Raw genomic sequence first — 22,327 nt, forward strand, 5'->3', positions numbered from 1 at the left:
GGACGAGGTCTCTATTGTTCTGGAGGCTCGGGATGCCAAATCTTCGGCACCTGGTGCTGAAGCAGCGCCATTGACGCCGCGATCTGCTCCCGGGAACGGCGCAGCATCTGCGGCGTCGTTTGGCTTCCATCAAGCTGATGCGTTTTCTGCCGGTCGAGATACGCCTCGAATTCCTTGCTGGTGAGCATGACAAGCTCCCGTCTTCCTGCTCGATGGGCGAAGTAGGTCAAGAGATGATTGCGGACAGTTCAGAAGTGAACTTAACGAGACCGGCGACCAGATACGGCAGCACGCGAGACCATGCATGTCTCCATCGACTTGGGCTGCTGTTTAACCCACGGCCATCGAAGGCATATTGAAAAGCACATAATTTGTTCCGAGCAGGGAACTGAACTTACCGTTTTCAGTTTTGGAGTCGTCGTCAACAGCTCAGGAGCGTGCGTCGTGATCGGACATCGCCGCAGAGTGAAGCATACTCGTTCCCTGGAAGAGCGACTGGCCGAACTGGCCGCCAAGTTCAAAGACCTGGCCAATCAATTACCCGCAGGCGCGGAGCGCGACAGTCTTCTCAGGCGGGCACGCCTGGCGGAGACGTCCGCGCACATCAACGATTGGTTGAAGTCCCCAGGCTTGCAGGCGCCAAAGTAATGCCATCGGCCCGGTATGTCATGGGTGATCGGATCGTGCGCGCTTCTGCGTGACGAGGCGCAGCGCGATGCCGTGCTGCCAGGCGCGCACCCTCACCGCCGCTTCGCTGCGACCAAGCTCGCCGGCGATCTCGTCCGGCCGCCAGCCGGCTTCGGCCAGCGCCTTCAGCCGCTCGTGCTCTTCCGTTGTCCACTTCTTCAACAACGGGTAGCGTGATTGCATGGTCGGAAGCTGTCTCGCCTTGCGTGGTCGATGCAGACGAAAAGCGCGCGAAACAAGCGAAGTTCCTATGCGGCGTTCCTCTGCGACCCGCAAAAGGCCATCCCGCAGATGGGGCCGACGCTGGGGACCCCCTCACTCAGATCCATACGTCCTCGCGGCACGAGTCGCAGCGATAGATCAGGATCGAGCAATCGCGCCTCACGTCGAAGATCGAGGTCAGGCAGCGCGTCCCCCTCTCGCATTTGGGGCAGGCCGGCCCCGGCCTGAAATGCTGATCCGGCCTCGTTGCCGGGCCCTGCTGTTCGCTGCTCATCTCATCCCTCATTGGAGGACCGAGTTCCTAAGTGCCAAAGTGGACATTCGTTCCAATGGCGGGCGGTGCTTCCGATAGAAGCGAGGGCCTAGACGCGCCATGATCGCGCGCGCTGGTCATGGGCTTTGTCCTGAACCATCAAGCGGGTTTGTCCTGAACGATCAAGCCGGCTTGCTGTTGGCGGGCTCCCCCCCCCCCGCAGTTCGTCCAGGCTTTCGAGTGTGGAGATGCGCGCGGCGCGGCGGGCCAGTTCGTCGTAATTTTCCGCCACCTTGCGCAGCACGTCCCGCGTCTCGGGATATTCGCAATTGTCCGCCTTGGTGCGGAATTCTTCCGCCCGCATCCGCCAGTACCGCGGAGGGTGCATCCGCTCGGCGCCCATGGGCCACTCCCCTCAGTTGGTCCAATTGTTCAGGTTCGTTAATGGAGAGCGCGTCCAACAGTTCCCGCGCAGATATTCCATTCCCGCCCGCACGTCCAGATTGCGCAGCAAACTGCAGCCGACGGCGGCATCCTGCGGGACGAGCCAACTTTAGTTCAAATGCAGCAGGGAGAATTCGGCAGGACGCAATGGGTTCGCGCCATGCTGGGACGCGTCCCTTGACAGGTCCCTTGCGACAGACGCAAGGGGGATAGCTCGGAGAGATCGTCGATGTATGTCGTCGCCGCCGCATTGCTGGTGCTGTCCGGACTGTTCTACTCCGCGAGCCATCACGAGATCGGCTCGTTTGGCGTCACCATGTGCACCTATGGCAGTGCGTTCTGCGACAACCCGCTGATCGTCTTTTCCGGCGCCGCGCTGGCCGGCGCCTGGGGCATGTTCGTCAGCATCAAATAATCCCGACCGCACTCTCTGCGGGACGAACACCTTGCTGGTGTCCGTAATACGGGGGTTGCGGAATGCGCGACAGCCGTCCATGGCCGCCCGGTTGCGCCCGGGGATGCGCGCCAAAGCGGGCACCGGGTATTCTCCGATGATGAACTTATACAGGTGTTTTGCCCGACGAGTCGAAGGCGATTAGCTTTATCCGAATTGGATGAGGCGCCCGCTCACCCCGGCTCGGGAACCTTGTTTCCTGCTTAGCATTTGTGAAGGACGCGCCCGACCGAGGTCCTCCTGCATGACCGACAGTGCCCTCACCCCTGCGAAATCCGCGCCGACGCTGTTGCAGAGGCTGGGGCCGGGTCTCGTCACCGGGGCGGCCGACGACGATCCGTCCGGCATCGCCACCTATTCGCAGGCCGGCGCGCAATTCGGATACGGACTGCTCTGGACGGTGTTTCTGACCACGCCGTTCATGATCGCCATCCAGCTCGTCAGCGCCCGGATCGGCCGCGTCACCGGCAAGGGGCTCGCCGCCAACGTCATGCAGATCGCGCCGCGCTGGGCGGTGCTGTCGCTGGTCGCCATGCTCGTCGCCGCCAACACCTTCAACATCGCCGCCGACATCGCGGCGATGGCGGAGGCGCTGTCGCTGGTGATCGGCGGCCTCAACCACGAGCACGCGCTGATCTTCGCGGCGGGCTCGACCCTGCTGCAGGTGTTCCTGCCCTATCGGCGCTATTCGCCGGTGCTGAAATTTCTCACCTTGGCGCTGTTCGCCTATGTCGCGACCGCCTTCACCGTCAAGATCCCGTGGAGCACGGCGCTGCTCGCGGCGGTGTGGCCGAAGACGAATGTCAGCGCCGACTATTTCATGATGGTCGTCGCCGTGCTCGGCACCACGATCAGCCCGTATCTGTTCTTCTGGCAGGCCTCGCAGGAGATCGAGGAGATGAACCAGGGCAAGCGCGACAAGCCGCTGCGCGAGCTCAAGCGCGGCGGCAGTCCGGAGCTGGCGCGCATCAGGTCCGACACCATCGCCGGCATGCTGCTCTCGAACGGCATCGCCTTCTTCATCATCCTCACCACCGCGTCGGTGCTGCACGCGAATGGCGTCACCAACATCAATTCGGCGACGGAGGCCGCCGAAGCGCTGCGGCCGCTCGCCGGCGACTTCACCTTCGCCCTGTTCGCGACCGGCATCATCGGCACCGGCCTGCTCGCGATTCCGGTGCTGGCGGGCTCGGCCGCTTACGGCGTGGCGGAGATCTTCGGCTGGCGCGCGACGCTGGAAGCGAAGCCCGACGAGGCGGTCGGCTTCTACACCATCATCGCCGCGGCAACCATCATGGGCTTCGGACTCGGTTTCACCGGCATCGATTCGATCCACATGCTGGTCTGGAGCGCCGTGCTCAACGGCATCGTCGCCGTTCCGATCATGGCCATGATGATGCTGATCGTCTCGAGCAAGGCGATCATGGGCCGCTTCAAGGGCCGCTCTTGGCTGGTCGCGCTGGGCTGGCTCGGCACCGCGCTGATGGCGCTGGCCGTGCTCGCTCTGCTCGGCTCGTCCGCGATCGGCTGACCAGCCTTTCACTAACCTTGCGACAAGGCTGCTGATATCTGCGAGGCGATGACGAGGGCCGCGAACACGGCCGGCACGCTGATGAAGCGCAGAAATTGGTCGATCGAAAGCATCGCTGTCTCCCCCAAGACAAAAAGCATCTCCGCCCGCCGCGCTATTCCACCCCGTGCGCGACGTGCTGATCGGCCGTCAGAAACTGATCGGAAATGGCGGCTCCACCCATCGTGAGCAGCGCCAGGATCGAAATCACAGCCAGAAATTTCATGGCCGGAGGGTCGATCCCGATTGTGGCCAAAAACGTCAAAGCATGGTCCCTTTTCAGGACGATCCCGGGAAAGATCATGGCTGTCCCCACCGGATTCCCCAACCTTCCCGCCGAAGAAAGGCGGCAAAGCGCCCCCGGCGCAGCTCCGCGGGCTTCACTGCGCAGGGCCATTAGCTTAACAGTTGCGGCTGGAGCGGGGCTTGCGAGCCGGCCAAACAAAAAAAGGACCCAGCCGGGTCACAGGGAGCGACATGACCAGATCATCAAAAGCAACGAGTCTTGAAATTCTCGCCTGCGACGCCGGCTGGCGAAACTACCACTTCGTCAAGCTGACGACCGAGGACGGCATCGTCGGATGGAGCGAGTTCGACGAGGGCTTCGGCTCGCCTGGCGTCGGCGCTGCGATCCAGCGCCTGTCCGCCCGCGTCGTCGGGCAGAACGTCTTCCGGCACGAGCGCATCTACGCAGAGCTGTTCGCGGCCACGCGTCCCGCCGCCGGCGGCGTGGTGGCGCAGGCGCTCGGCGCGATCGAGAATGCGCTGCTCGATGCCAAGGCGAAGTGTCTCGGTGTGCCCTGCTACGAACTGCTCGGCGGCAAGATCCGCGACCGTGTCAGGGTTTATTGGTCGCATTGCGCGACGTGGCGGATCAATCATCCGTCCTGGTACAAGCCGCCGATCGAGAACCTTGACGGCGTCAAGGCAATGGGACGCGAAGTGCGCGAGAACAAGTTCACCGCGCTCAAGACCAACATCTTCTCCTACGACGACGGCAAGCCAACCGGTTGGCGACCGGGCTTCGGCTCGCCCTTCGCCCCCGAGATCAACGTCGATCGCAAGATCCTGCGCGACCTGCGCATGCATCTGGAAGCGATCCGCGACGGTGCAGGCCCTGATGTCGACATCCTGCTTGACTGCAACTTCAACGCCAAGACCGAGGGCTATCTGGAGATCCTGCGCACCATTGCGGACCTCGACATGTTCTGGATCGAGATCGACAGCTTCAATCCGGAAGCGCTCGGGTACATCCGCAGGCAAAGTCCGCATCCGATCTCGTCCTGCGAGACGCTATTGGGCTTGCGGGAATTCCTGCCCTATTTCCGCGAGCAGGCCATGGACGTCGCGATCATCGACACACCCTGGAACGGCGTCTGGCAGTCGATGAAGATCGCAGCCGCTGCGGAAGCGTTCGAAGTCAACGTTGCGCCACATAATTTCTACGGCCATCTCTGCTCGATGATGAACGCGCATTTCTGCGCCGCCGTGCCGAACCTGCGCATCATGGAGATCGACATCGATCGCCTGGCATGGGACCGCGAACTGTTCACGCATGAGCCCGAAATTCAGAACGGCCATCTGGTCATTCCGGACCGACCCGGCTGGGGCACCGATCCGAACGAGGAAGCCCTTCGCGCGCACCCGCCAAAGACCACCGGCGGACTGCTCAACTACGGCCGCAAGAGCTAGAGCGTCTTACGGCGTCACTGGATTGACGGTCGGGGACGTCTTGGGCCCCGGCCGCTCCGGCTCGAGCGGCGACTTCTGTTCGGTCGGGAGCACTGCGGCGCCTGCGGCGCGTGCGGCCTCGCCCGTGGTCGCATACATCGCAACGTGAGCAGGCTGCGTCTTGGCGCGATTCCATGGCCCATGATCGACGATGAGCATCGCAGCAATGGTCACAGCGGCCACAATCAACGCGATTACGCCGGGATGGCGAAGCGCTGAGGACACGGAATTTGCGAAGCGATCCGTTGGCATCGTGGAATCCATACGTTTTCCTCTCACAGGTTAATGCAGTCGCGTCCTGCGAGTTCCGCCGTTGTCCAGCCCATACGGGGAACCTGATCGCCCCAAGGCATTCAGTGTTTCACATCCGGCCGCGTATCGCCGACGAACCGGTCGCGGTTCGGCATCTTGACAGCCGCAAGCGATTTGGCATCGAGCGTCGCATCCGCTCCCACCAGCCCGTTCAGGTTCAGGATGTACGCGGACACCGCATAAACCTCCTCATCGCTCAGCGATTGCGGCGCGTTCTGCGGCATCGCACGGCGGATGTAGTCGAACAGCGTCGGCGCATATGGCCAATAGCTGCCGACGGTGCGGATCGGCTTTGGCGTTGCCATCGTGCCCTGCCCACCGACGAGCCGGTCACCCAGCCCGCCCTCGCCTTTGTCGCCATGGCATGATGCACATTGCTGGGCGAACACCTCGCGCCCATGGCTGACCGAGCCACTTCCCTTCGGGAGATTGCTGCCGTCGCGTCCGATGTCGATATTCCAGCCCGCGATCTCCGCAGCTGTCGCGGGGCGTCCGAGGCCGTACAGGCTTTGTGCTTGCGCTCCGCTCGCGAACGCACACAGCAAGATGACGACGGCAATGCCGCAAGTCTCACGCCAGCGCATTGGTCACCTCGCCGTCAGCCGCGATGCGCCAGGGCCAGATTGCGTTGTTGTGGTAGAAATAGTTCTCGCCGCGGACCGCGAGCAACTCGGAGAGCGTCGGCTGCACATAACCGGTCTCGTCGATGGCACGGCTCTGGATCACGGCAGGCTTGCCGTCCCACTGCCAGGGCAGGCGAAAGCGTGTCAACGCTCGCGTCAGCACCGGCTCCTGCAATTGCGCCGGTTGCCAACTCTTTCCCTCGTCGACGGACGCTTCGACGCGCGCGATCTTGCCATGCCCGCTCCAGGCGATGCCGGTGATCTCGTGGAAGCCGGGCGCGCCCAGGCGTTGGCCGCCGGAGGGCCTCGTGATGATCGACTTCGCCTCCATGTAGAACGAAAATTCACGCGCGGTGCCGTCCGGCAGCAGGTCTGTGTATTTCGAGGTCTCCTCGCGCGAGTAAACCGGCTCAGCCGTCACATGCAGGCGGCGCAGCCACTTCACGCTCATATTGCCCTCGAAGCCCGGCAGGAACAACCGCAGCGGATAGCCCTGCTGCGGGCGCAGCCGCTCGCCGTTCTGGCTGTAGACCAGCATGGCGTCCTCGAGGCATTTCTCGATCGGGATGCTGCGGGTCAGTGCAGCCGCGTCGGCGCCCTCGGCGACGACCCATTTGGCTTCCGGCTTCAGCCCGGCCTCTTGCAGCACCAGCTTGAGGCTGACGCCGGTCCATTCTGCACAACTCACCAGACCCACAAGGTCCGACGCTGTCTTGCCGTAAGGCTTGCTGTAGCCGGGATTGCCGGAGCATTCGAGAAAGTGGACGCGCGATTCCGACGGGAAACGCCTGAGATCGTCCATTGTGAAGATCAGCGGGCGCTCGAGCAGCCCGTGCAGCATCAGCCGGTGCTGGGCCGGATCGATGGTCGGAACGCCGCCGTGGTGACGCTCGTAGAACAGTCCATTCGGCGTGATGATGCCATCGAGTTCCTGCAACGGCGTCCGGCTGGAGGCCGAGATGTACTGTTTGAGAGTCTTCGAGATGTTCTTGACGACGCCCTTCTCGAACGACGATGGCGCGCCATAGAGCTGGCCCCCCGTCGGTTCGCCCGGCGCCTTCATCCATTCGGGAATGTTGGGTGGAAGGTTGTCGATCCCGGCGGCAACCGATGCGCCGGCGCCCAGGACAGCACCACCCGCAGCGGCAGCGCTGCCGCGCAGAAAGCGGCGGCGAGTCGTCCCCGCGGGTTTGTCGGCGGCGTCGAACGTGCGGCTCATTTGCGGATCCTCGGTTGAAGCGCGACCCGCATGAAACATTCTGCGACGAGCATTTGCAATTCGCACCTGTTTCAAAAACAGGCGATTTCGATCTGGACTGATCTAAATCCGGTGGCGGCGACGGCAATTCTCTTCTTCGCAACGCACAAACGGCTCGTCGGTCACTCGCCCGGCGCGATCGCATTGCTCGGGGTCGGCCGGTCGGCGATCTGCTGGCCGAACAGGCTGCCGATCAGTTCGACCGCGGTGCGCGCGGTGCGGCCACGCTCGTCGAGGAACGGATTGAGCTCGACGATGTCGAGTGAACCGACTACGCCGGAATCGTGCAGGAGCTCCATGATCAGATGCGCCTCGCGATAGGTCGCTCCACCCGGCACCGTCGTGCCCACGCCAGGTGCGACGCAGGGGTCGAGAAAATCGACGTCGAAACTGACATGCAATACGCCGTTGCTGGCCCTGACGCGCTCTATGACGCGGCGGATCAGCACGGCGACGCCGAATTCGTCGATCTGGCGCATGTCGACGACCCTGATCCGGCGCGTGCGCATCAGCTCCTTTTCGAGCTTGTCGATCGAGCGCGCGCCGAACAGGTCGAGCCTGTCGGGATCGATCGAGGCGCGCGGATCGTCGCCCAGCAACCCCTCGAGGCCGGGTTCGCCGCAAAGGAATGCCGCCGACATGCCGTGCATATTGGCAGTGATGGTCGTCTCCGGGGTGTTGTAGTCGGCATGGGCATCGAGCCAGAGCACGAACAGCTCGCGTCCGCGCTCCTGCCAGTGACGGGCCATGGCATTCACCGATCCCATTGACAACGTGTGATCGCCGCCGAGAAAAATCGGCAGCGCGCCGGTTTTCGCGATCTCGTAGCCTCTGCGGCTCAGCACGCGCGTCCAGCGCTGAATTTCGCGGTAGTGATTGGCTTTGTCGGGGGCCCTGTCTGCGAGATCCCGGAGCTCGGCCACCGAGAGATCGCCGTAATCGACCACCTCGAAATCCAGGCTCTCGAGCAGTGTCGCAAGGCCGGCAGTGCGGAGCGCCGCAGGGCCCATCAGGGTACCGCGCTGCGAAGCCCCCATGTCGATGGGAGCGCCGAGCAAGGCGATGCGCCGGGCTCGATCCGTCGTGGTCCGGTCGGTCACAGCTGTCTCCTGACATCAGCAAGATTGAGCCAGCCTAACAGAGATTCGCATCCGTCGTTTCACGGGGGCGGGTCCGCGCAGGGGCGGATCGTTTCGGAACAAAAGCCCGCGCGCCGAATTGCCCATTCAAGGCCGGTACCCGCCGTAAAAACCACGGCGCCTGTCGCGGATAGCCAAAGGTCATCTGACCCGCTGTTCAGAACGAGCGCTCGCGCGGATAGCCAAAGGTATCGGCCTCCGTCACATGATCAGCCCGGAGGTCGCGCACTTGAGCACGGAGATCCCGCAGTCCACCTCACATCCCGGCATGGCCGAGCGCGCCATCGATGCCGCGACGGACGTATCCCGCACCATCGGTGAAGTCGCGGGTGGCCTGCATGCAGCTGTCGACCGCATGACCTCCGCTATCGACGAAGCGCGAAAGCCGGGCCGGCCCCTCGCGACCGTCGCCGCGATCACGCGCGAAGCGCCGCTCGCCAGCCTGTTCGTTGCTTTCCTGTTCGGCGTCGCGGTCGCGCGTCGGCGCTAGAGCAACGTATGTTCAGGCCGCACTGACGGCGGCGCACTCGGCTGCGAGGAACTGCCGCTCGAATGCTTCCGCCGGCATCGGACGGCCGAAGAAATAGCCCTGGCCTTCCTCGCATCCCATGCTCACCAGGAAGTCGGCCGTAGCGCGATTCTCGATGCCCTCGGCCACGACCGTCAGTCCGAGCTGTTTGCTGAGGCCGATGGTCGACCCGACGATCGCGGCATCGTCGGAATTCGCGAGCAGACCGAGCACGAACGACCGGTCGATCTTGAGCCCGTCGAGCGGAAACTTCTTCAGATAGCTCAGGCTCGCATAGCCAGTGCCGAAATCGTCGAACAGAACGCGGACGCCGAGCTGCTGAATACGCTTGAACATGTCGAGCACGCGGGCTTCGTCGTGAAGCAGGATGTCCTCAGTGACCTCAATCTCGAGCAGCGACGGTGTGAGCCCCGTCGCTTCGAGCATCCCCGCAACCGAATGGGCGAGGTCGCCGGAGTGAAGCTGCGAGGGTGACAGGTTGATCGCGACGCGCACAGGGTCGCCTGACAATTCCCAGGCGCGTGCCTGGCGGCAGGCAGTCTCCATCACCCAGTTTCCGATCCGCTCGGACAGGGCTGAGCTGTTGACCACGGGCATGAACTCTCCGGGCGAAACGTAGCCGCGCACGGGATGCCGCCAGCGGATGAGCGCTTCGGCCCCGACCAGGCTGGCGTCGATCAGGCGAACCTGGGGCTGGTAGAACAGCTCGAACTCGCCGCGATCCGCGGCAAGCGCCAATTCGCTCTCCAGCGTCAGGCGGTTCTCCAGCTCCTGCCGGATCGCGCTCTCGAAGACCACATGACCGCCGCGCCGCGTCAGCTTTGCCTTGGTCAACGCAAGATGGCCGTTGCTCAGGAGATCGTCGGCGTTGTGTCCGCCTTCCGGATGGACCGCGACGCCGATGCTGATCCTGACGCGATGCTGCCGCGTGCCGGTCGCAAGCGGCGCTTCGAACGCGCGCGCAATTCGTTCGGCGTACTCTGCGATCCGCTCGTCGCCATCGGCGCCTTTGCGCGCAATTGCGAATTCGTCGCCGCTAAGCCGGGCAACGACAGCGCCGTCGCCCGCGTGGGCTTTCAGGCGAGTAGCGACCGCCTGCAGCACGAGGTCTCCGGCAGAATGGCCCAGCATGTCGTTGATGCTCTGGAAACCGTCGAGCCCGATCACGAGCAGCGCGACCTCGCAAGGACGCTGCGCTGCATCCGCGATCATGCCGACCAGTCCGGCGTGCAGCGTGTTGCGGTTGACCAGACCGGTCAGCACGTCGTACTCGGCGAGATATCTGACGCGTTCGGCCTCGCGCTTGCGGACCGAAATGTCGCGCAGGATGGCTCCGTATTGGAAGCCGTCCGTTCCCTGCCAGCCCGAGAAGCTCGCCTCGACCGGGAAAGTTTCACCGTTCTTGCGCCGCCCTTCGAACTCGATGACGACCGCTCCGCCGGGTGCGAGGAGTGCCTGGCGCGCGGCGTCGCGCGTGGACGGCCTCGCCTCACCGTCCACCGGAACGGCACATAGCGTTTCGAACGGGCGGCCGATGATCTCGGCGGGCATATAGCCGAAGATCGCGCTGGCGCCGGGGTTCCAAACGGTGATCAGCTGATCTTCGTCGGTGCAGACGAGGCCATCGCCGAGCGACATCGCGATACGATGAAAGCGGCTTTCGGCGATGCGCCCCAGCAGACCACGAAAATCGATCTCGTCGAGTGCGATCGCCGTCAGATAAGCGACAATCGCGATGTGGAACAACGATGTGTCGATGATGAAGGGCCATCTTGCCTGAACGAGGATCGCAACCAGCTCGAAGGCCGCCCCGGCCGAGATCAGGATTGCGACGCGAATTCCCGAAGCGAAGCGGCGCCACGAATACATCATCAGCAGGCAGATCACCGCGAGACCCAGGATCATGCCGGTATCGGAAGTCCAGCGCAGCATCCGGTTCTGGAGGATCGATTCCGCTGCCAGCGCCTGGAGGATGGGTCCGGAGATGATGCGGCCATTTGGAACGCTGAAGCGGTCGCCGAGTTCGAGCGCCGTCGCTCCAATGATGATCTTCTTGTCTCTCAGCCTGTCGAGAGCGGCGGCTTTGCCGCGGAGCACGTCGACATAGGAGACACTTGGAACGGAGCCCGCCCGAATGCTGAAATCGATCAGGAACGGCGGCCGCCGATTGGCGTCCTGCCCGGCCAGCACGACGGCCATCGAAGGCATCAGGGCATCGCCGAGCTTCTCGCCGAACGGATATCGGCGAACGAGCCCGTCGGATTCGATGGCGACATTGACCAGCGCGGGCCACGACTGGTTGCCGAACGGCTTCAGGGGGCGATTGATGTGAGCTGCGCCGCCATTCGGCGCCGGCTGCTTGAAGGACGGCAGGATGGTCGAGCCGCCTGCCTCACGCAGCGCGTTGACGAAAGCCTCGTCGGAGGCCGGATCGGATGGCGAGCTGAAATCGACGTCGAAAGCGACGTCCTGTGCCCCCGCAGCCTCTAACCTTTGCAACAGTTCCGCGTGCAGCCGGCGCGGCCAGGGCCATACCCCGATCTGGTCGATTGAGGGCGCGTCAATGGCCACCACGACGACGTTGCCGCTCGCGGCGCGCGATTGCCAGGCAAACCGTAGGTCGGTCAGCGCGTTGCGAAGCGCACCATGCCACCCCGTCGACAGCACGATCGCCAGCGCGGTCACGACTAGAATATGCGGACGATAGCGCTTCACTCCGGTCCTCCCGCGCACCCGCTTCTGCGGTTGCGCCCCCTCATCCCCAGGAAATCGCCTCAGTGCTTGTTGTGGCCAAAGGCATTGCCGTGGCCATTGCTGCCGTTGCCGCCGCCATTGCCATTGCCGTTGCCGTTGTTGCCCTTGCCGTTTCCGGTGGCACCGCTGTTGCCATTGCCGTTGCCGGAATTCCCATTGCCGGAATTGCCGTTACCGGAGTTGCCCTTATCCGGTTTGGTCTTGCCATCGGAATTTCCGCTGCCGCCGCCCGAACCGTCGCTGGACGCACCTGCCGTGGTCGCGGCTATTGTCGTGCTTGCAGCCGACGAACTGGTGCTGCCAGCCGTCACGCCGCTGCTCGTGGTTACCGCAGTCTGGACGGTGCTGTTGGATGCGTTTGTGCCCGATTTCGAGTCGCTCCAGACCGTCTCCGTGCTGGCGTGCGCGTTGCGCACCTGTCCGGGGGCACCGCCGCCGTGGGCGAGCCCGTGCGTGACCTTGTGGACGTTCAGCTTGACCTCGCCGAGCGAGTTCGAGATGCGTACGACGCCGGGCTTTGCAGCACCGCCCTTGGACGCGTGAGCTCCAGCCGCCTGTTGCGATGGCTTGAGCGCGCCAGCCGCCTTGGTGCCCTTATCGATCGGCCCGAGCGCATGGATCATGTGGCCATTCGCCCCGTTGCGCGGCGCCGGCAGGCCCGATTTCGGCACGGGCACGCGCTCGATGCTCGAGGCGCGTGGCTTGCCGTGCTCGATCGGATTGAAAGTCCCGGCGCCGCTCAGGCTGAGACCAGGCTTGCCATGCTCAAAAACGGTGGCGGCCTGCCCCGGCAGGACCTGGGCGATCTGTCCCGTCTTGAAGTCGGAGACCTCGACCTGGCCGCGAAGCACGCCGACCTTGGTGCTGCCCGCGGCCACGGTGACGCTGAACTGCGTTCCCTTGACGACAGCGGCGAGATAGGGCGTCTCGACCTCGAAATGCTTGACGTTGCGCTTCTCGACCTCGAGCAGGATCGAACCTGCCTGCTGGATGATGGTAGTCGAGAGGCCCTCCTTGCTCTCGGTCGGCAAGCCGACCACCGAGTTGGGAGAGATCAGGATCGTTTCCTCGCCGCGGACGAGCAGCACGCGGCCATTACGTCCGGTGCGAATGGTGTCGCCGGGCTTAAGCGCCTCCTGCTGATTCAACGAGACCTGCTGCGCGCCGCTGGTGGCGACCCAGACCTCGCCGGTGGCTTTGCCGACCGACCAGACGCCATCGTCGGCGGCGGATGCGCCGCAAGCCGTTCCCAGGATCAGCGCAGCCGCGAAGGCGCACCGCATTCCAATTTTGCTCAGCATGACGATCCTCAGTCCGCGTTACAGCCAGCCTGAGGGGTATCCGAAATCACTCAACATAGGATTAGCGGGAAGCAGCCAGCGGAGCGGTCGCGTTAACGGTTCATTGACCATAAAAAACTATGAAAAATCATGTGGCTAACGAACCCTTATCGCACCAGGGGCACATCTCCGTCGAACTACGGGGGCAGGCGCATTGCGCGCGTCGGGAAGCGGCATCTCATTACCGCATTGGCGCTGTTAGCCCCTTTTTTCACGGGAGTTCCTCAGGCTTTCGCACAACAGGCGAACCAGCCGGGCTTCGATCCGCGCCAGCCTGAGAAATATTTTGAAAACCAAACCGAGCGGGAATCGCTGACCCGCCCTCCGGTCAGGCTGCCGACAGTCGGCCAGCCCAACACCGGCGGCGATACCAAGCCTCAATTCGTGCTGCGCGGCGTCGATGTCAGCGGAGCCCGGGCCGTTTCCCCCGATCGCATCGCCGCGGTCTACCAGCCCTATGTCGGCAAGAAGGTTTCGCAGGCGGATCTCGCCGCGATCGCAGGCGCGATCAGCGATCTCTACCGTGCCGATGGTTTTCACTTGAGCCGTGCGATCGTGCCGCCGCAGGATATTGCGGACGGACGCGTCCGGATCCAGGTCGTCGAAGGCGCCATCTTGGAGGCCGAGTTGAAAGGCGACGGCGCTGAGCAGTTCGGCGTGAGACCGATGCTTGGGCCGGTTCTGGCTGAGCAACCGTCGCGCCTGGCAACGCTGGAACGTCAGCTCTTTCTCGTCAACGGCAGACCTGGCGTCCGGATCACCGATACCGCACTGGAGGAGATCGGCACTGCAACGGGCCGATTCCGCCTCATCGTCTATTTGAAGACTTGGCACGTCTTCTCGTCGTTCGGTCTGGACAATCTCGGCTCATCATCAGTCGGTCCGTGGCAGACCTATGCGACCGGCGCGTTCAACTCCTATCTCACGCCCGGCGACACGCTGGCGGTCAATCTGTCGACCATCGCCAACGACCCCCGCCAGCTTGGCTTCGCACGGTTGTCCTACGATGCACCGGTCGGTGTCGACGGTGTGCGTCTCGGCGGGTCCGTCCTGTACAGCGCGGTTAGACCGGGCGATGCCCGCCGCCTCGACAACGACATCACCACGACCGAGGCGTTCGAGCTGCGTGCCAGCATCGTCCCATTGCAGTCGCAATCCTCCTCGCTGACCCTGACTGCGGCGACGACCTTCAGCAACGTGTCCGAGCATGACCTTTACGGCCCCTGGTACAATGACCACATCAGGACCGTGAGCCTGACCGCCGACTACCGGCTTCAGGACCATTTCGGCGGCACCAATTTCGCGACGCTGACCTACCGCCAGGGCCTCGACATCTTCGGTGCCTCGCATTTCGACGACGATCTTTTGTCGCGCGATGGCGCTTCATCGAACTTCTCGGTGCTAAACCTCTGGTTCACTCGCTACCAGACGCTCAACGACGTCTGGTCGCTCAAACTTTCCGCTGCGAGCCAGACGGCGTCACGGCCGCTGTTCACCTCGCAGCAATTCTATCTCGGTGGCGCTGCCTTCGGGCGCGGCTATGGCGCAGCAGAGATCAGCGGGGACAACGGTCTTGCCGGCTCTCTCGAACTGCGCTTCGACCAGAAACTCAACTACCGCTACTGGACCGGCTATCAGCTCTATGCCTTCGGCGACGCCGGCGCCGTCTGGAACGACGGTTACCGCCTGAGCGACGGCCTGTCGCTGACCTCGGCCGGAGCTGGCGTGCGGTTCTTCCTGCCGGACGATTTCCAGGCCGATCTCGGCGTGGCCGTCCCCCTGAGCTACCGGGCGCCCGACAACGACCGCCGCAGCCCCCGCTTCCTGTTTACTCTGTCCAGCGCGCTGCGGCTCTGCTCCGAACGCGGCAAGGGCGGCTGTCTGTAAACCCTCGCCCTTCGCGCTATGGCCCCGGGCGTGCGGCTCTTTTGGGGCGCGGCTCACAGACTTGCCTAAATTTAATCCCGTAACCTGCTCACGATCGCTCGATCCGGGAGTTCCCAATGGCCATGTTCAGTCGAAAGTGATTTGGGACGGAACCATGAAAAAGGTTTTTGCTGTTCTGGCGTTTCTCTGCATCCTCGGCGTCGGCCAGTATTTCGTCGTCAGCCGGTTCGCGATCCGCCATGAGGTTTTGACCCTGTTCGACGCCGCGCGCCAGCGGCCGATTGCGGTCGAAATCGCTGTACGGCGCGATTACGAGACCAAGGCCAATCTCGGCCTCTGGAAGCTCCCGCTCGCCATCATCAGCAACGGCAATACCGTCAAGGCCACCGAATATTCCTTCCTCGCCAACGTGCTCGCCGCACGCGGTTATCTCGTCGCGAGCATCCAGCAGGATCTGCCGAGCGATCCGCCGCTGATGACCAAGACCGGCCAGCAATATGTCGGCCGGCGCGAGGTCTATATCCGCTGCGAGGCCAATATCCTTTTCACCTTGGGCGAGTTGAAGCGGCGGCAAGAGAACGCCGACTACGACCACATCACGCTCGTCGGGCATTCCAACGGTGGCGACGTTTCGATGTATGTCGCCCATCAGCACCCGGAGCTGGTGTCGAAAGTGATCACGCTCGACAATCTGCGAGTGCCTTTCGTGCTTAGCGACAACATGAAGATCCTGTCGTTCCGCTCGAAGGATCCGCATTTCGTAACCGATCCCGGCGTGCTGCCGACGCCGGAAGAGGCCAAGGCGCGCGGCATCGACATTATCCACACCGGTGCGCAGCATACCGAGATGAGCGATCGCGGTCCCGATGCGGTCAAGGAGAAGATCCAGGCGACACTCGACCGCTTCCTGCGCGACAGCGCCAGCAGCGCGCTCGCGCCGGCCGATACACAAAGTCCGATGATCATGAACCCCGGCGACTATTAGTCCAGCACCTTTGCGGCAGATCAAGGCTGCGGCGAGCCGGCCACGCTAGAAAGGGCCTTGCCATCTCGGAGAGACACCGTGTCGCACTCCATCGAAAGCCTTGGTACGAAAAGACTCGCTGCGGCAAGCTTTGTCCTGCCTGCGGCAAGGACGCCGAGATTCGCCCGGCATCTCTATCGTTTGGCCCGCAAGCTGCTGCGGTCGATCATCGCCCGCATCGACCTCTCGCAGTTTCCGGGTTCGTGTTGCGGATGAGGACGGCGTCGCTAGCCAACAACACACAGGGTTGCCCTATGCACCGGCATTTGAGACGAATCTGTCTGCTGGTTGCAGTGGCCTCGAGCGTGTGCGCGTCGTCCGCTCTCGCCGCCGATGCAGATCACGGCGCCGACCTTGCGAGGCGCTGGTGCGCCAGCTGCCATGTCGTGGCGAACGGCCAGATCCAGGCGAGCGCCGACGTCCCCTCCTTCGCGTCCGTTGCGCGCAGGCCTGACTTCAGTTCGGAAAGGCTCGCCTTTTTCCTGCTAGACCCGCACCCGAAGATGCCGAATTTCCCTTTGAGCCGGATCGAAGCCGGCGATATCGCGGCCTACATCGCATCGCTGCGCTAGCAGAGCCACCGATCGGTCAAGACACCCGCGACAAATGCTTATCCCTGCCTGAGAACCGACAGGGATCAGCAGAAGGGATGATGGGCGGCGAATGAGGTCCATTCGACGGCCCAGCATGGACCGGTACCCGCATCGACGTGCGGATAATCGCGCCCGGGCAAGTCCAATCTCTGGACGCGCCAGGAACACACCGAGAATCAGGACTTGCCCTTCCCTGGCTGCATGAGACTGCCGGTCATCTGGCGCATGTGGTCTCCGGCATTGGTGAACTGGCTGCGCAGGAAATCCGATTGAATTCGCATCGCCTCCTGAAGGTCGGTCGCATGGACGAGCTTGCGAGCATGCTCGAACGCCGACTTCATGTTCTGCTCGGTGAATGCGAGCGCCTGCTTCGAGACGTCCGTCCCCGCACCCGGAACGGTCGTCATCGATTTGGTGGCGGCTTCGAAAAACATGCCGAATGCTTTTTCCGCCTGGTCAATCGTCTTCTCGGCCAGGTCGCGCAGTTCGGCCGGAACTTCGAGCTTCGGTTCGATCATGGTCGCACTCCTCCCGTTTTCAGAACTGAATACCACACTTGCCGGATCGCCTGCCAGCGTCCATGCCGGGGAAGACGTCGCCCGGCGGCCGGCTCTGGCAGGAAAACGAAGGGCAAGGGGTAAGGCCAGCGCGCAGGCCGGCTCAGGACAGGGGGTGTTCGGGAAGGGATTCTTCGGTGGCGAGGTCTTCGACAAGCTTGATGACCTCGAAACGCTGCCGGGGCGCGAGCTTCAGAAAGGCGCGGAGCAGGCGCAGGCTTTCGACAGTACCGCTTGCAGGCGCGCCGAGCTTGAGGTGCAGCTCAGCTGCGAAATTGAGGTTCTTCATCTCGCACCTATGACAAGCATCGGACTTCGTGATCCAACATCGAGGTCCCAACTAAGAACCGAACGCCACAACCGAATGACACAACCGGGATGCCGTGGCGACGGCGCGCTTCGTCCGGGGGAAGCACGGTGTGTTCGCACGCCGAGTTGCATGTGCAAGCGGGCGCACTTGAGCAGGTTGCAACTATGTCAAGAAACAACCCCTCCAGCAAGCCTAAGAGTTGGCCCAGCGATGCTTCGTCTGCATCGCGCCACGGCAATTCCGGATAACAGGAATATGGCCAGCCGTCACCCACCTGCGTCAAGAAGCGTCATCGATCAGGCATGCAGCCTGGATCCCCGTCAATCGACGCCTTGTTTCGTCTTGTTTCAGATGTGAATGGACATTGGTGGATCCGACCAGTGCTTCTTCAGCTTATGCACGTAATTGTTGAGTCCGTCGTCGGCGGTTGTATCGTCGCGAAATAGACGTCGATCTCGGGCCATGGATCGGTGGCCACAGCGCGGCCTTCTGAACCAAGAGACAGACTATGGCGTTTGGATTCATCTAAACCCGCTCCATCGAGCTCTTGGACTTGGACTCGCCTCTTCGCATCAGAATTCATCGGGCCGCATTTGTTTCCGGCGGTGAACCGTTTTTGAGGAGCAAACGACAAAGCGGTGGCGAAACAGCCACGCAGATCACGGGCGCCATGGCCGATGCATTGATCGATTCGGCGCCCCAGAACCAAAGGACGACGGCATGCTTTCTCGCTGCGATCTCATCAAGGGCGCCGCAGTCGCGCTTCTCACCTTCTCGATACAAGGCGCATGGGCGCAGGAGACCAGGATGAACCTGTTCAAGATCGTCACCATCAAAGACGAAGTCGTCGTCGGATTGTCGACGGAGGAGCTTCAGGCGCTCGGCGGCAATGATGCCAGCGCCGTTGCACATGCTCTGGCACAGAAGGGCGATCTCACCGTCTGGCAATACAACGTGCATCGCGGTCCGAACGGCGAATTGCAGCAAGCGCCGACCGCCAGAATCGGGCTTTTGGCCAACGCGTCGCTCCGGGTCGAGCCGTATACCACGACCTACCAGATCCTACCGCATCCCTAAGCAGCAGACCGGCGCGCCCGCGACCGAGGTCGCGGGCGCGCCCTTGTCATCTGCGTTGGCCTGCACGCCGTGCCCCCGTTTCCGTCGCAAAGCCGTAGATCAGTGCCAACCGGTCCAGGCATTCACGAAAACGTCGGGAAAAATAGTCGGTCCAGCGTTGCGTACGAACGGCGCGACGCTGGCCGATCTCGTCCATGGTCAGGCCCAGCACCAACACGTCGTGCACTAGCGCGGCACCGTCGGTGCCGAGTTCGCGCTCGATCCGGTTCAGCCGCAGCACCGCCTGACGTTGGCTCTCGGTAACCGGCTCGCGCGTGCGCGCGCCATCGACATATTCGCGGGTCGGGTCCATCGCCTGAGGGCCACGCTCGGCCCTCTCCCAATCGTTCTGGAAGGCGCGCCCGCCGCGATACTGCGCCTCGTCGATCTGATGGTGCGCGTGCAGCCGGCCGAGCGGATCGCTGCGGATCGACCGCACGGCCATGATCTTCTCGCCGGGGTCGAGCGCCAGCGGATTGTCCACCTCGACTTCCGCGATCTCCGCATTGAATGGTATCTCGCGCGAGCGTCGATCGTAGACATTCGCCAGTTTGTAAGACCTGTTGCGTCGGACACGTGCCACTCGGATACTCCTTGCGAAATTGACGATTGAACGGGCGGTCGTCAGGTCAGGCGGCAGAGACCAGCCTCAGCACGACGGGGCCGGCGACGCGAGCGGATCCAGCTCCGGCGCGGCGCGTCAGGCGCGCATGCGGCGTGCAATAGCTCGAGCCCGGCTCACGCGGATGGCCGCAGAAGGTGATCTCCTCCCCGTCCTTGTCGCCGCCATAGGGATAGCGACAGTCCTCGCCAGCGAGTTCGACCAACGGGACCAGGCGCGGCTGGACGCCGACGCAGCGCAATTTGACCTGCGCGGCAGGCTTCATCGCAGATTTCGGCGGCAGGCTCAGCACCGTAGGGCGGTGCGGCAGGACAAGACAGCCCCCAGACGGCAACACTGGGACGATCGACGGGCTCGCCGTCCGCACCTGCACGACCAGCCCGAGCCGCTTGGCGCGGCCGACCACCGCGTTGCGCGTGTAAGACGTTCCAAACCTTGCGTTAATCTGTCTTCCGATCTCCGCATAAGACATTCCCTTGAGAAAATAGTCGCGAAGCGCGTCGGAGTGCTCCGACGGCCAATGGCCCGGTTCCATGCTGCTGTCCTGTGATGCGCCTCCTCCGATCGCACGATCGCGAGGCGAAGCGCACATTCCGGTATTCCGAAGTTAGAGTCAAGCGATAATTCTGATATTCATAATTGCATCAATTCCGAATTTCGGATTACAAGAGGCGGAACGATGGACAATCGAGGGAATCACCATGTTGGACGCTGCAATGATCGAACGGGGCCTGGAAAAGACAGGCAAGAGCAAGGGCGGCCTGGCGGCTGCCATGGGCGTACGGCCCGGCGCGGTCTCGGAGATCCTCGGCGGTGAACGCCTGGTGAAGGCTTCGGAAATCATTCCGATCATGGAATATCTCGAGCTCAATCTCGCGCCGATCATGGGCCGCGTCGGCGCCGGTGCCGTGATCGAGCCGGATTATGAGCAGGTTCCACCGGAAGGCCTAGGCGACATCGCGCTGCCCTTTCCGATCATGGAGGAGACCATCGCATTCGAGATCGTAGGCGATTCGATGCTGCCCAAATACGAGAGCGGCGACGTCATCGTGGTCTACAAGGACCAGCGCCATCCCCTGTCGAGCTTCTACGGCGAGGAGGCCGTGGTCCGGCTCAAGACCGGCGAGCGCTATCTAAAGACGATCGAGCGGGGCAAATCCCCCTCCGTCGTCAATCTCAGCAGCTTCAATGCCAAGCAGATCGTCGGCGTGAAACTGGAGTGGGTCGGCGAGATCTGCCTCTCCATGCCCAAGGGGCAGCTGGAGCGGCTGCGCGCCAAATCGGCGCGCCCTCGCAAGAGGAGCAAGTAGGCTGGAATTTCCGTTTTTGCGAAATGCGTCTTGACTGGATTCCGTTTTTCGGAAATACTCTGCCGTGCCCGACATGGGGCACGGCAGGATTATTTCATGCAGTATTTTGTCGTGATGATCGATTATGGGCGTCGCGGCCGCGAGGCGGTCGTCGACCCTGAAATCACCAGGCGTGAGGTCATTTCCCGCGTTGCCTCAGGTGAATATCGGAACATCTCGTTCATCCACGAGATCGCGGAGAGCTCGGTCGAGGACATTACCGAGGCCATCCTCGCCGAGGCGGCCCTCCCGGAGATCCGGCCCGAAGAAGTCGACTTACAGGCTATCCGCTTCGATCACGCCCACGATCTGCGTAAGCACGAGCCGACGTGACGCAAGGCCAAGCGGCCTGCGCCACAGCCCGGTTGGAGATCACACCGTGAGGACGGTCGATCCCGTGGTCTTGCGCGCGGCGAGATCGGCATGCGCCTTGGCGGCGTCCTTCAGCGGATAGGTCTGGTGCACCTCGATCTTGACCGCGCCGGACTTGACCACGTCGAACAACTCACCTGCCATCGCGACCAGGCTTTCACGCTTGGCGGCGTAGGTGAACAACGTCGGCCGGGTGACGTAGAGCGAGCCCTTCTGCGCTAGCAAACCGAGATTGAGCGGCTCGACGGCGCCGGACGACGCACCGAACAGCGCGGCGACGCCGAGCGGCGCGAGGCAGTCGAGCGACTTCAGGAACGTATCCTTGCCGACGGAATCATAGACCACCGGCACCTTCTTGCCGCCAGTGATCTCATCCACGCGCTTCACGAAATCCTCGCGGCTATAGATGATGACATGGTCGCAGCCATGCGCCTTGGCGAGCTTGGCCTTTTCGTCGTTGCTGACGGTGCCGATCACGGTCGCGCCGAGATGCTTGGCCCACTGGGAGAGAATCAGGCCGACACCACCGGCTGCCGCATGGAGCAGGATAGTGTCGCCGGCCTTCACACGATAGGTCTGCCGGATCAGATACTGCGTGGTGAGTCCCTTCAGCATCATCGCCGCCGCGGTCTTGTCGTCGACACCGTCCGGCAGCTTCAGTAGTCGGTCGGCCGGGATCAGCCGCGCCTCGGAATAGGCGCCGAGCGGCGAGGCGCCGTAGGCGACGCGATCGCCCGGCTTCAGATCGGTGACACCGGGCCCGACCTCCTCGACGACACCAGCGGCCTCGCTGCCAAGCCCGCTCGGCAGTTGCGCCGGGTAAAGGCCCGAACGGTTGTAGATGTCCACGAAGTTGAGACCGACGGCGGTATGGCGGATTCGTGCCTCGCCCGGTCCGGGCTTGCCGACACTGACCTCCTCCCAGACCAGCACTTCCGGACCACCAGTCTTGTGAAAGCGAATGGCATGCGTCATGGGCGTTGCTCCCTTATCGTTGAGGTCAAAATCCGAATACCGGATCGGGCTTTTGAAATAGGTATTTGGTCCGCCCGTCACAGTACAGAGACGTAACAAGAATGTCACAGCGAACGACAAACCTCCGCCGTTCCGCCTCTGTTCGAAAGAGTTGATGTCGGCCTTGCGCCAGCCGGCAGTAGCCTTCGCGCGGGTTGGGAGGTCGT

General features: G+C 63.0%; 27 protein-coding genes. 11 read left to right on the forward strand and 16 right to left on the reverse strand.

What is annotated here, in order from left to right:
* Positions 1 to 11: 11 nt before the first annotated feature.
* Positions 12 to 188: a hypothetical protein gene (locus IVB45_RS26265; RefSeq protein WP_247356486.1), complete on the reverse strand. Its 177-nt coding sequence runs from the start codon at positions 186 to 188 to the stop codon at positions 12 to 14.
* A 112-nt stretch (positions 189 to 300) separates the two neighbouring features.
* Here IVB45_RS26265 and IVB45_RS39110 point away from each other — a divergent pair, with 112 nt between their 5' ends.
* Positions 301 to 648, forward strand: a complete 348-nt coding sequence (locus tag IVB45_RS39110; protein ID WP_249800050.1) for a hypothetical protein — start codon at positions 301 to 303, stop codon at positions 646 to 648.
* Positions 649 to 666: 18 nt separating this feature from the next.
* On the opposite strand, the gene IVB45_RS26275 is transcribed toward IVB45_RS39110, so the two are convergent.
* The 3 genes from IVB45_RS26275 to IVB45_RS26285 all read right to left on the reverse strand — a co-directional run bounded on the left by IVB45_RS26275 (position 667) and on the right by IVB45_RS26285 (position 1,565).
* Positions 667 to 870 (reverse strand): hypothetical protein, encoded by a 204-nt coding sequence (locus IVB45_RS26275; RefSeq protein ID WP_247356485.1) that lies wholly within the window; start codon positions 868 to 870, stop codon positions 667 to 669.
* Positions 871 to 1,006: 136 nt separating this feature from the next.
* The gene (locus IVB45_RS26280) at positions 1,007 to 1,183 is read right to left on the reverse strand and encodes a hypothetical protein (RefSeq protein ID WP_247290480.1); all 177 of its coding nucleotides are present in this window, start codon (positions 1,181 to 1,183) and stop codon (positions 1,007 to 1,009) included.
* Between the two features lie 88 nt (positions 1,184 to 1,271).
* Positions 1,272 to 1,565, reverse strand: a complete 294-nt coding sequence (locus IVB45_RS26285) for a hypothetical protein (RefSeq protein ID WP_247356484.1) — start codon at positions 1,563 to 1,565, stop codon at positions 1,272 to 1,274.
* A gap of 270 nt (positions 1,566 to 1,835) precedes the next feature.
* On the opposite strand from IVB45_RS26285, the gene IVB45_RS26290 reads away from it, so the two are divergent.
* Positions 1,836 to 2,021: a hypothetical protein gene (locus tag IVB45_RS26290; RefSeq protein WP_007612773.1), complete on the forward strand. Its 186-nt coding sequence runs from the start codon at positions 1,836 to 1,838 to the stop codon at positions 2,019 to 2,021.
* Between the two features lie 283 nt (positions 2,022 to 2,304).
* On the forward strand, positions 2,305 to 3,591 hold the full coding sequence (locus IVB45_RS26295; RefSeq protein ID WP_247356483.1) for a divalent metal cation transporter: 1,287 nt from the start codon (positions 2,305 to 2,307) through the stop codon (positions 3,589 to 3,591).
* Positions 3,592 to 3,745: 154 nt separating this feature from the next.
* Here the strand turns inward: IVB45_RS26295 and IVB45_RS26300 are convergent, their stop codons facing one another.
* Entirely contained in the window at positions 3,746 to 3,934 is a 189-nt protein-coding gene (locus IVB45_RS26300) for a hypothetical protein (RefSeq protein ID WP_027566617.1), read from the reverse strand.
* Positions 3,935 to 4,107: 173 nt separating this feature from the next.
* On the opposite strand from IVB45_RS26300, the gene IVB45_RS26305 reads away from it, so the two are divergent.
* Positions 4,108 to 5,322, forward strand: a complete 1,215-nt coding sequence (locus IVB45_RS26305; protein ID WP_247356482.1) for a mandelate racemase/muconate lactonizing enzyme family protein — start codon at positions 4,108 to 4,110, stop codon at positions 5,320 to 5,322.
* Positions 5,323 to 5,328: 6 nt separating this feature from the next.
* Here the strand turns inward: IVB45_RS26305 and IVB45_RS26310 are convergent, their stop codons facing one another.
* The 4 genes from IVB45_RS26310 to rocF all read right to left on the reverse strand — a co-directional run bounded on the left by IVB45_RS26310 (position 5,329) and on the right by rocF (position 8,654).
* Positions 5,329 to 5,613 carry a hypothetical protein gene (locus tag IVB45_RS26310; RefSeq protein ID WP_247356481.1) on the reverse strand — a complete coding sequence of 95 codons (285 nt, stop codon included), beginning with the start codon at positions 5,611 to 5,613 and terminating at the stop codon, positions 5,329 to 5,331.
* A gap of 101 nt (positions 5,614 to 5,714) precedes the next feature.
* The gene (locus IVB45_RS26315; RefSeq protein ID WP_247290492.1) at positions 5,715 to 6,257 is read right to left on the reverse strand and encodes a cytochrome c; all 543 of its coding nucleotides are present in this window, start codon (positions 6,255 to 6,257) and stop codon (positions 5,715 to 5,717) included.
* Positions 6,244 to 7,515: a sulfite dehydrogenase gene (gene soxC, locus IVB45_RS26320; RefSeq protein WP_247356480.1), complete on the reverse strand. Its 1,272-nt coding sequence runs from the start codon at positions 7,513 to 7,515 to the stop codon at positions 6,244 to 6,246. The genes IVB45_RS26315 and soxC overlap by 14 nt, the downstream gene beginning before the upstream one ends.
* A gap of 161 nt (positions 7,516 to 7,676) precedes the next feature.
* Positions 7,677 to 8,654: an arginase gene (gene rocF, locus IVB45_RS26325; RefSeq protein WP_247290496.1), complete on the reverse strand. Its 978-nt coding sequence runs from the start codon at positions 8,652 to 8,654 to the stop codon at positions 7,677 to 7,679.
* 244 nt (positions 8,655 to 8,898) lie between these two features.
* Between rocF and IVB45_RS26330 the strand changes: the two genes are divergently transcribed.
* Positions 8,899 to 9,183, forward strand: a complete 285-nt coding sequence (locus tag IVB45_RS26330; RefSeq protein WP_007612789.1) for a hypothetical protein — start codon at positions 8,899 to 8,901, stop codon at positions 9,181 to 9,183.
* Between the two features lie 12 nt (positions 9,184 to 9,195).
* On the opposite strand, the gene IVB45_RS26335 is transcribed toward IVB45_RS26330, so the two are convergent.
* Both IVB45_RS26335 and IVB45_RS26340 read right to left on the reverse strand, forming a co-directional pair.
* Positions 9,196 to 11,937, reverse strand: a complete 2,742-nt coding sequence (locus IVB45_RS26335; protein WP_247356478.1) for an EAL domain-containing protein — start codon at positions 11,935 to 11,937, stop codon at positions 9,196 to 9,198.
* 59 nt (positions 11,938 to 11,996) lie between these two features.
* On the reverse strand, positions 11,997 to 13,277 hold the full coding sequence (locus IVB45_RS26340) for a FecR family protein (protein WP_247356476.1): 1,281 nt from the start codon (positions 13,275 to 13,277) through the stop codon (positions 11,997 to 11,999).
* A gap of 129 nt (positions 13,278 to 13,406) precedes the next feature.
* Between IVB45_RS26340 and IVB45_RS26345 the strand changes: the two genes are divergently transcribed.
* The 3 genes from IVB45_RS26345 (at position 13,407) to IVB45_RS26355 (ending at position 16,799) form a co-directional block, all read left to right on the forward strand.
* Entirely contained in the window at positions 13,407 to 15,203 is a 1,797-nt protein-coding gene (locus tag IVB45_RS26345) for a POTRA domain-containing protein (RefSeq protein ID WP_247356474.1), read from the forward strand.
* Positions 15,204 to 15,357: 154 nt separating this feature from the next.
* Positions 15,358 to 16,188: an alpha/beta fold hydrolase gene (locus IVB45_RS26350; RefSeq protein ID WP_247356473.1), complete on the forward strand. Its 831-nt coding sequence runs from the start codon at positions 15,358 to 15,360 to the stop codon at positions 16,186 to 16,188.
* Between the two features lie 293 nt (positions 16,189 to 16,481).
* Positions 16,482 to 16,799 (forward strand): cytochrome c, encoded by a 318-nt coding sequence (locus tag IVB45_RS26355; protein WP_247356472.1) that lies wholly within the window; start codon positions 16,482 to 16,484, stop codon positions 16,797 to 16,799.
* 197 nt (positions 16,800 to 16,996) lie between these two features.
* On the opposite strand, the gene IVB45_RS26360 is transcribed toward IVB45_RS26355, so the two are convergent.
* Positions 16,997 to 17,338 (reverse strand): phasin, encoded by a 342-nt coding sequence (locus IVB45_RS26360; protein ID WP_027519308.1) that lies wholly within the window; start codon positions 17,336 to 17,338, stop codon positions 16,997 to 16,999.
* A 142-nt stretch (positions 17,339 to 17,480) separates the two neighbouring features.
* The gene (locus IVB45_RS26365; RefSeq protein WP_027519309.1) at positions 17,481 to 17,666 is read right to left on the reverse strand and encodes a hypothetical protein; all 186 of its coding nucleotides are present in this window, start codon (positions 17,664 to 17,666) and stop codon (positions 17,481 to 17,483) included.
* Positions 17,667 to 18,407: 741 nt separating this feature from the next.
* Here IVB45_RS26365 and IVB45_RS26370 point away from each other — a divergent pair.
* On the forward strand, positions 18,408 to 18,764 hold the full coding sequence (locus IVB45_RS26370; RefSeq protein WP_247356471.1) for a hypothetical protein: 357 nt from the start codon (positions 18,408 to 18,410) through the stop codon (positions 18,762 to 18,764).
* Positions 18,765 to 18,810: 46 nt separating this feature from the next.
* Here IVB45_RS26370 and IVB45_RS26375 read toward each other — a convergent pair whose 3' ends face one another.
* Positions 18,811 to 19,386 carry a hypothetical protein gene (locus IVB45_RS26375; RefSeq protein WP_247356470.1) on the reverse strand — a complete coding sequence of 192 codons (576 nt, stop codon included), beginning with the start codon at positions 19,384 to 19,386 and terminating at the stop codon, positions 18,811 to 18,813.
* Between the two features lie 46 nt (positions 19,387 to 19,432).
* Positions 19,433 to 19,960, reverse strand: coding sequence for a GcrA family cell cycle regulator (locus tag IVB45_RS26380; RefSeq protein ID WP_027566605.1), 528 nt, complete (start codon positions 19,958 to 19,960; stop codon positions 19,433 to 19,435).
* Positions 19,961 to 20,126: 166 nt separating this feature from the next.
* On the opposite strand from IVB45_RS26380, the gene IVB45_RS26385 reads away from it, so the two are divergent.
* On the forward strand, positions 20,127 to 20,735 hold the full coding sequence (locus IVB45_RS26385) for a S24 family peptidase (protein WP_007612810.1): 609 nt from the start codon (positions 20,127 to 20,129) through the stop codon (positions 20,733 to 20,735).
* Between the two features lie 96 nt (positions 20,736 to 20,831).
* Positions 20,832 to 21,107 carry a hypothetical protein gene (locus tag IVB45_RS26390; protein ID WP_247356468.1) on the forward strand — a complete coding sequence of 92 codons (276 nt, stop codon included), beginning with the start codon at positions 20,832 to 20,834 and terminating at the stop codon, positions 21,105 to 21,107.
* A 39-nt stretch (positions 21,108 to 21,146) separates the two neighbouring features.
* On the opposite strand, the gene IVB45_RS26395 is transcribed toward IVB45_RS26390, so the two are convergent.
* Positions 21,147 to 22,121: a quinone oxidoreductase gene (locus IVB45_RS26395; RefSeq protein ID WP_027566603.1), complete on the reverse strand. Its 975-nt coding sequence runs from the start codon at positions 22,119 to 22,121 to the stop codon at positions 21,147 to 21,149.
* Positions 22,122 to 22,327 lie beyond the last annotated feature (206 nt).

The sequence above is a fragment of the Bradyrhizobium sp. 4 genome (assembly GCF_023100905.1).
Taxonomy (GTDB): domain Bacteria; phylum Pseudomonadota; class Alphaproteobacteria; order Rhizobiales; family Xanthobacteraceae; genus Bradyrhizobium.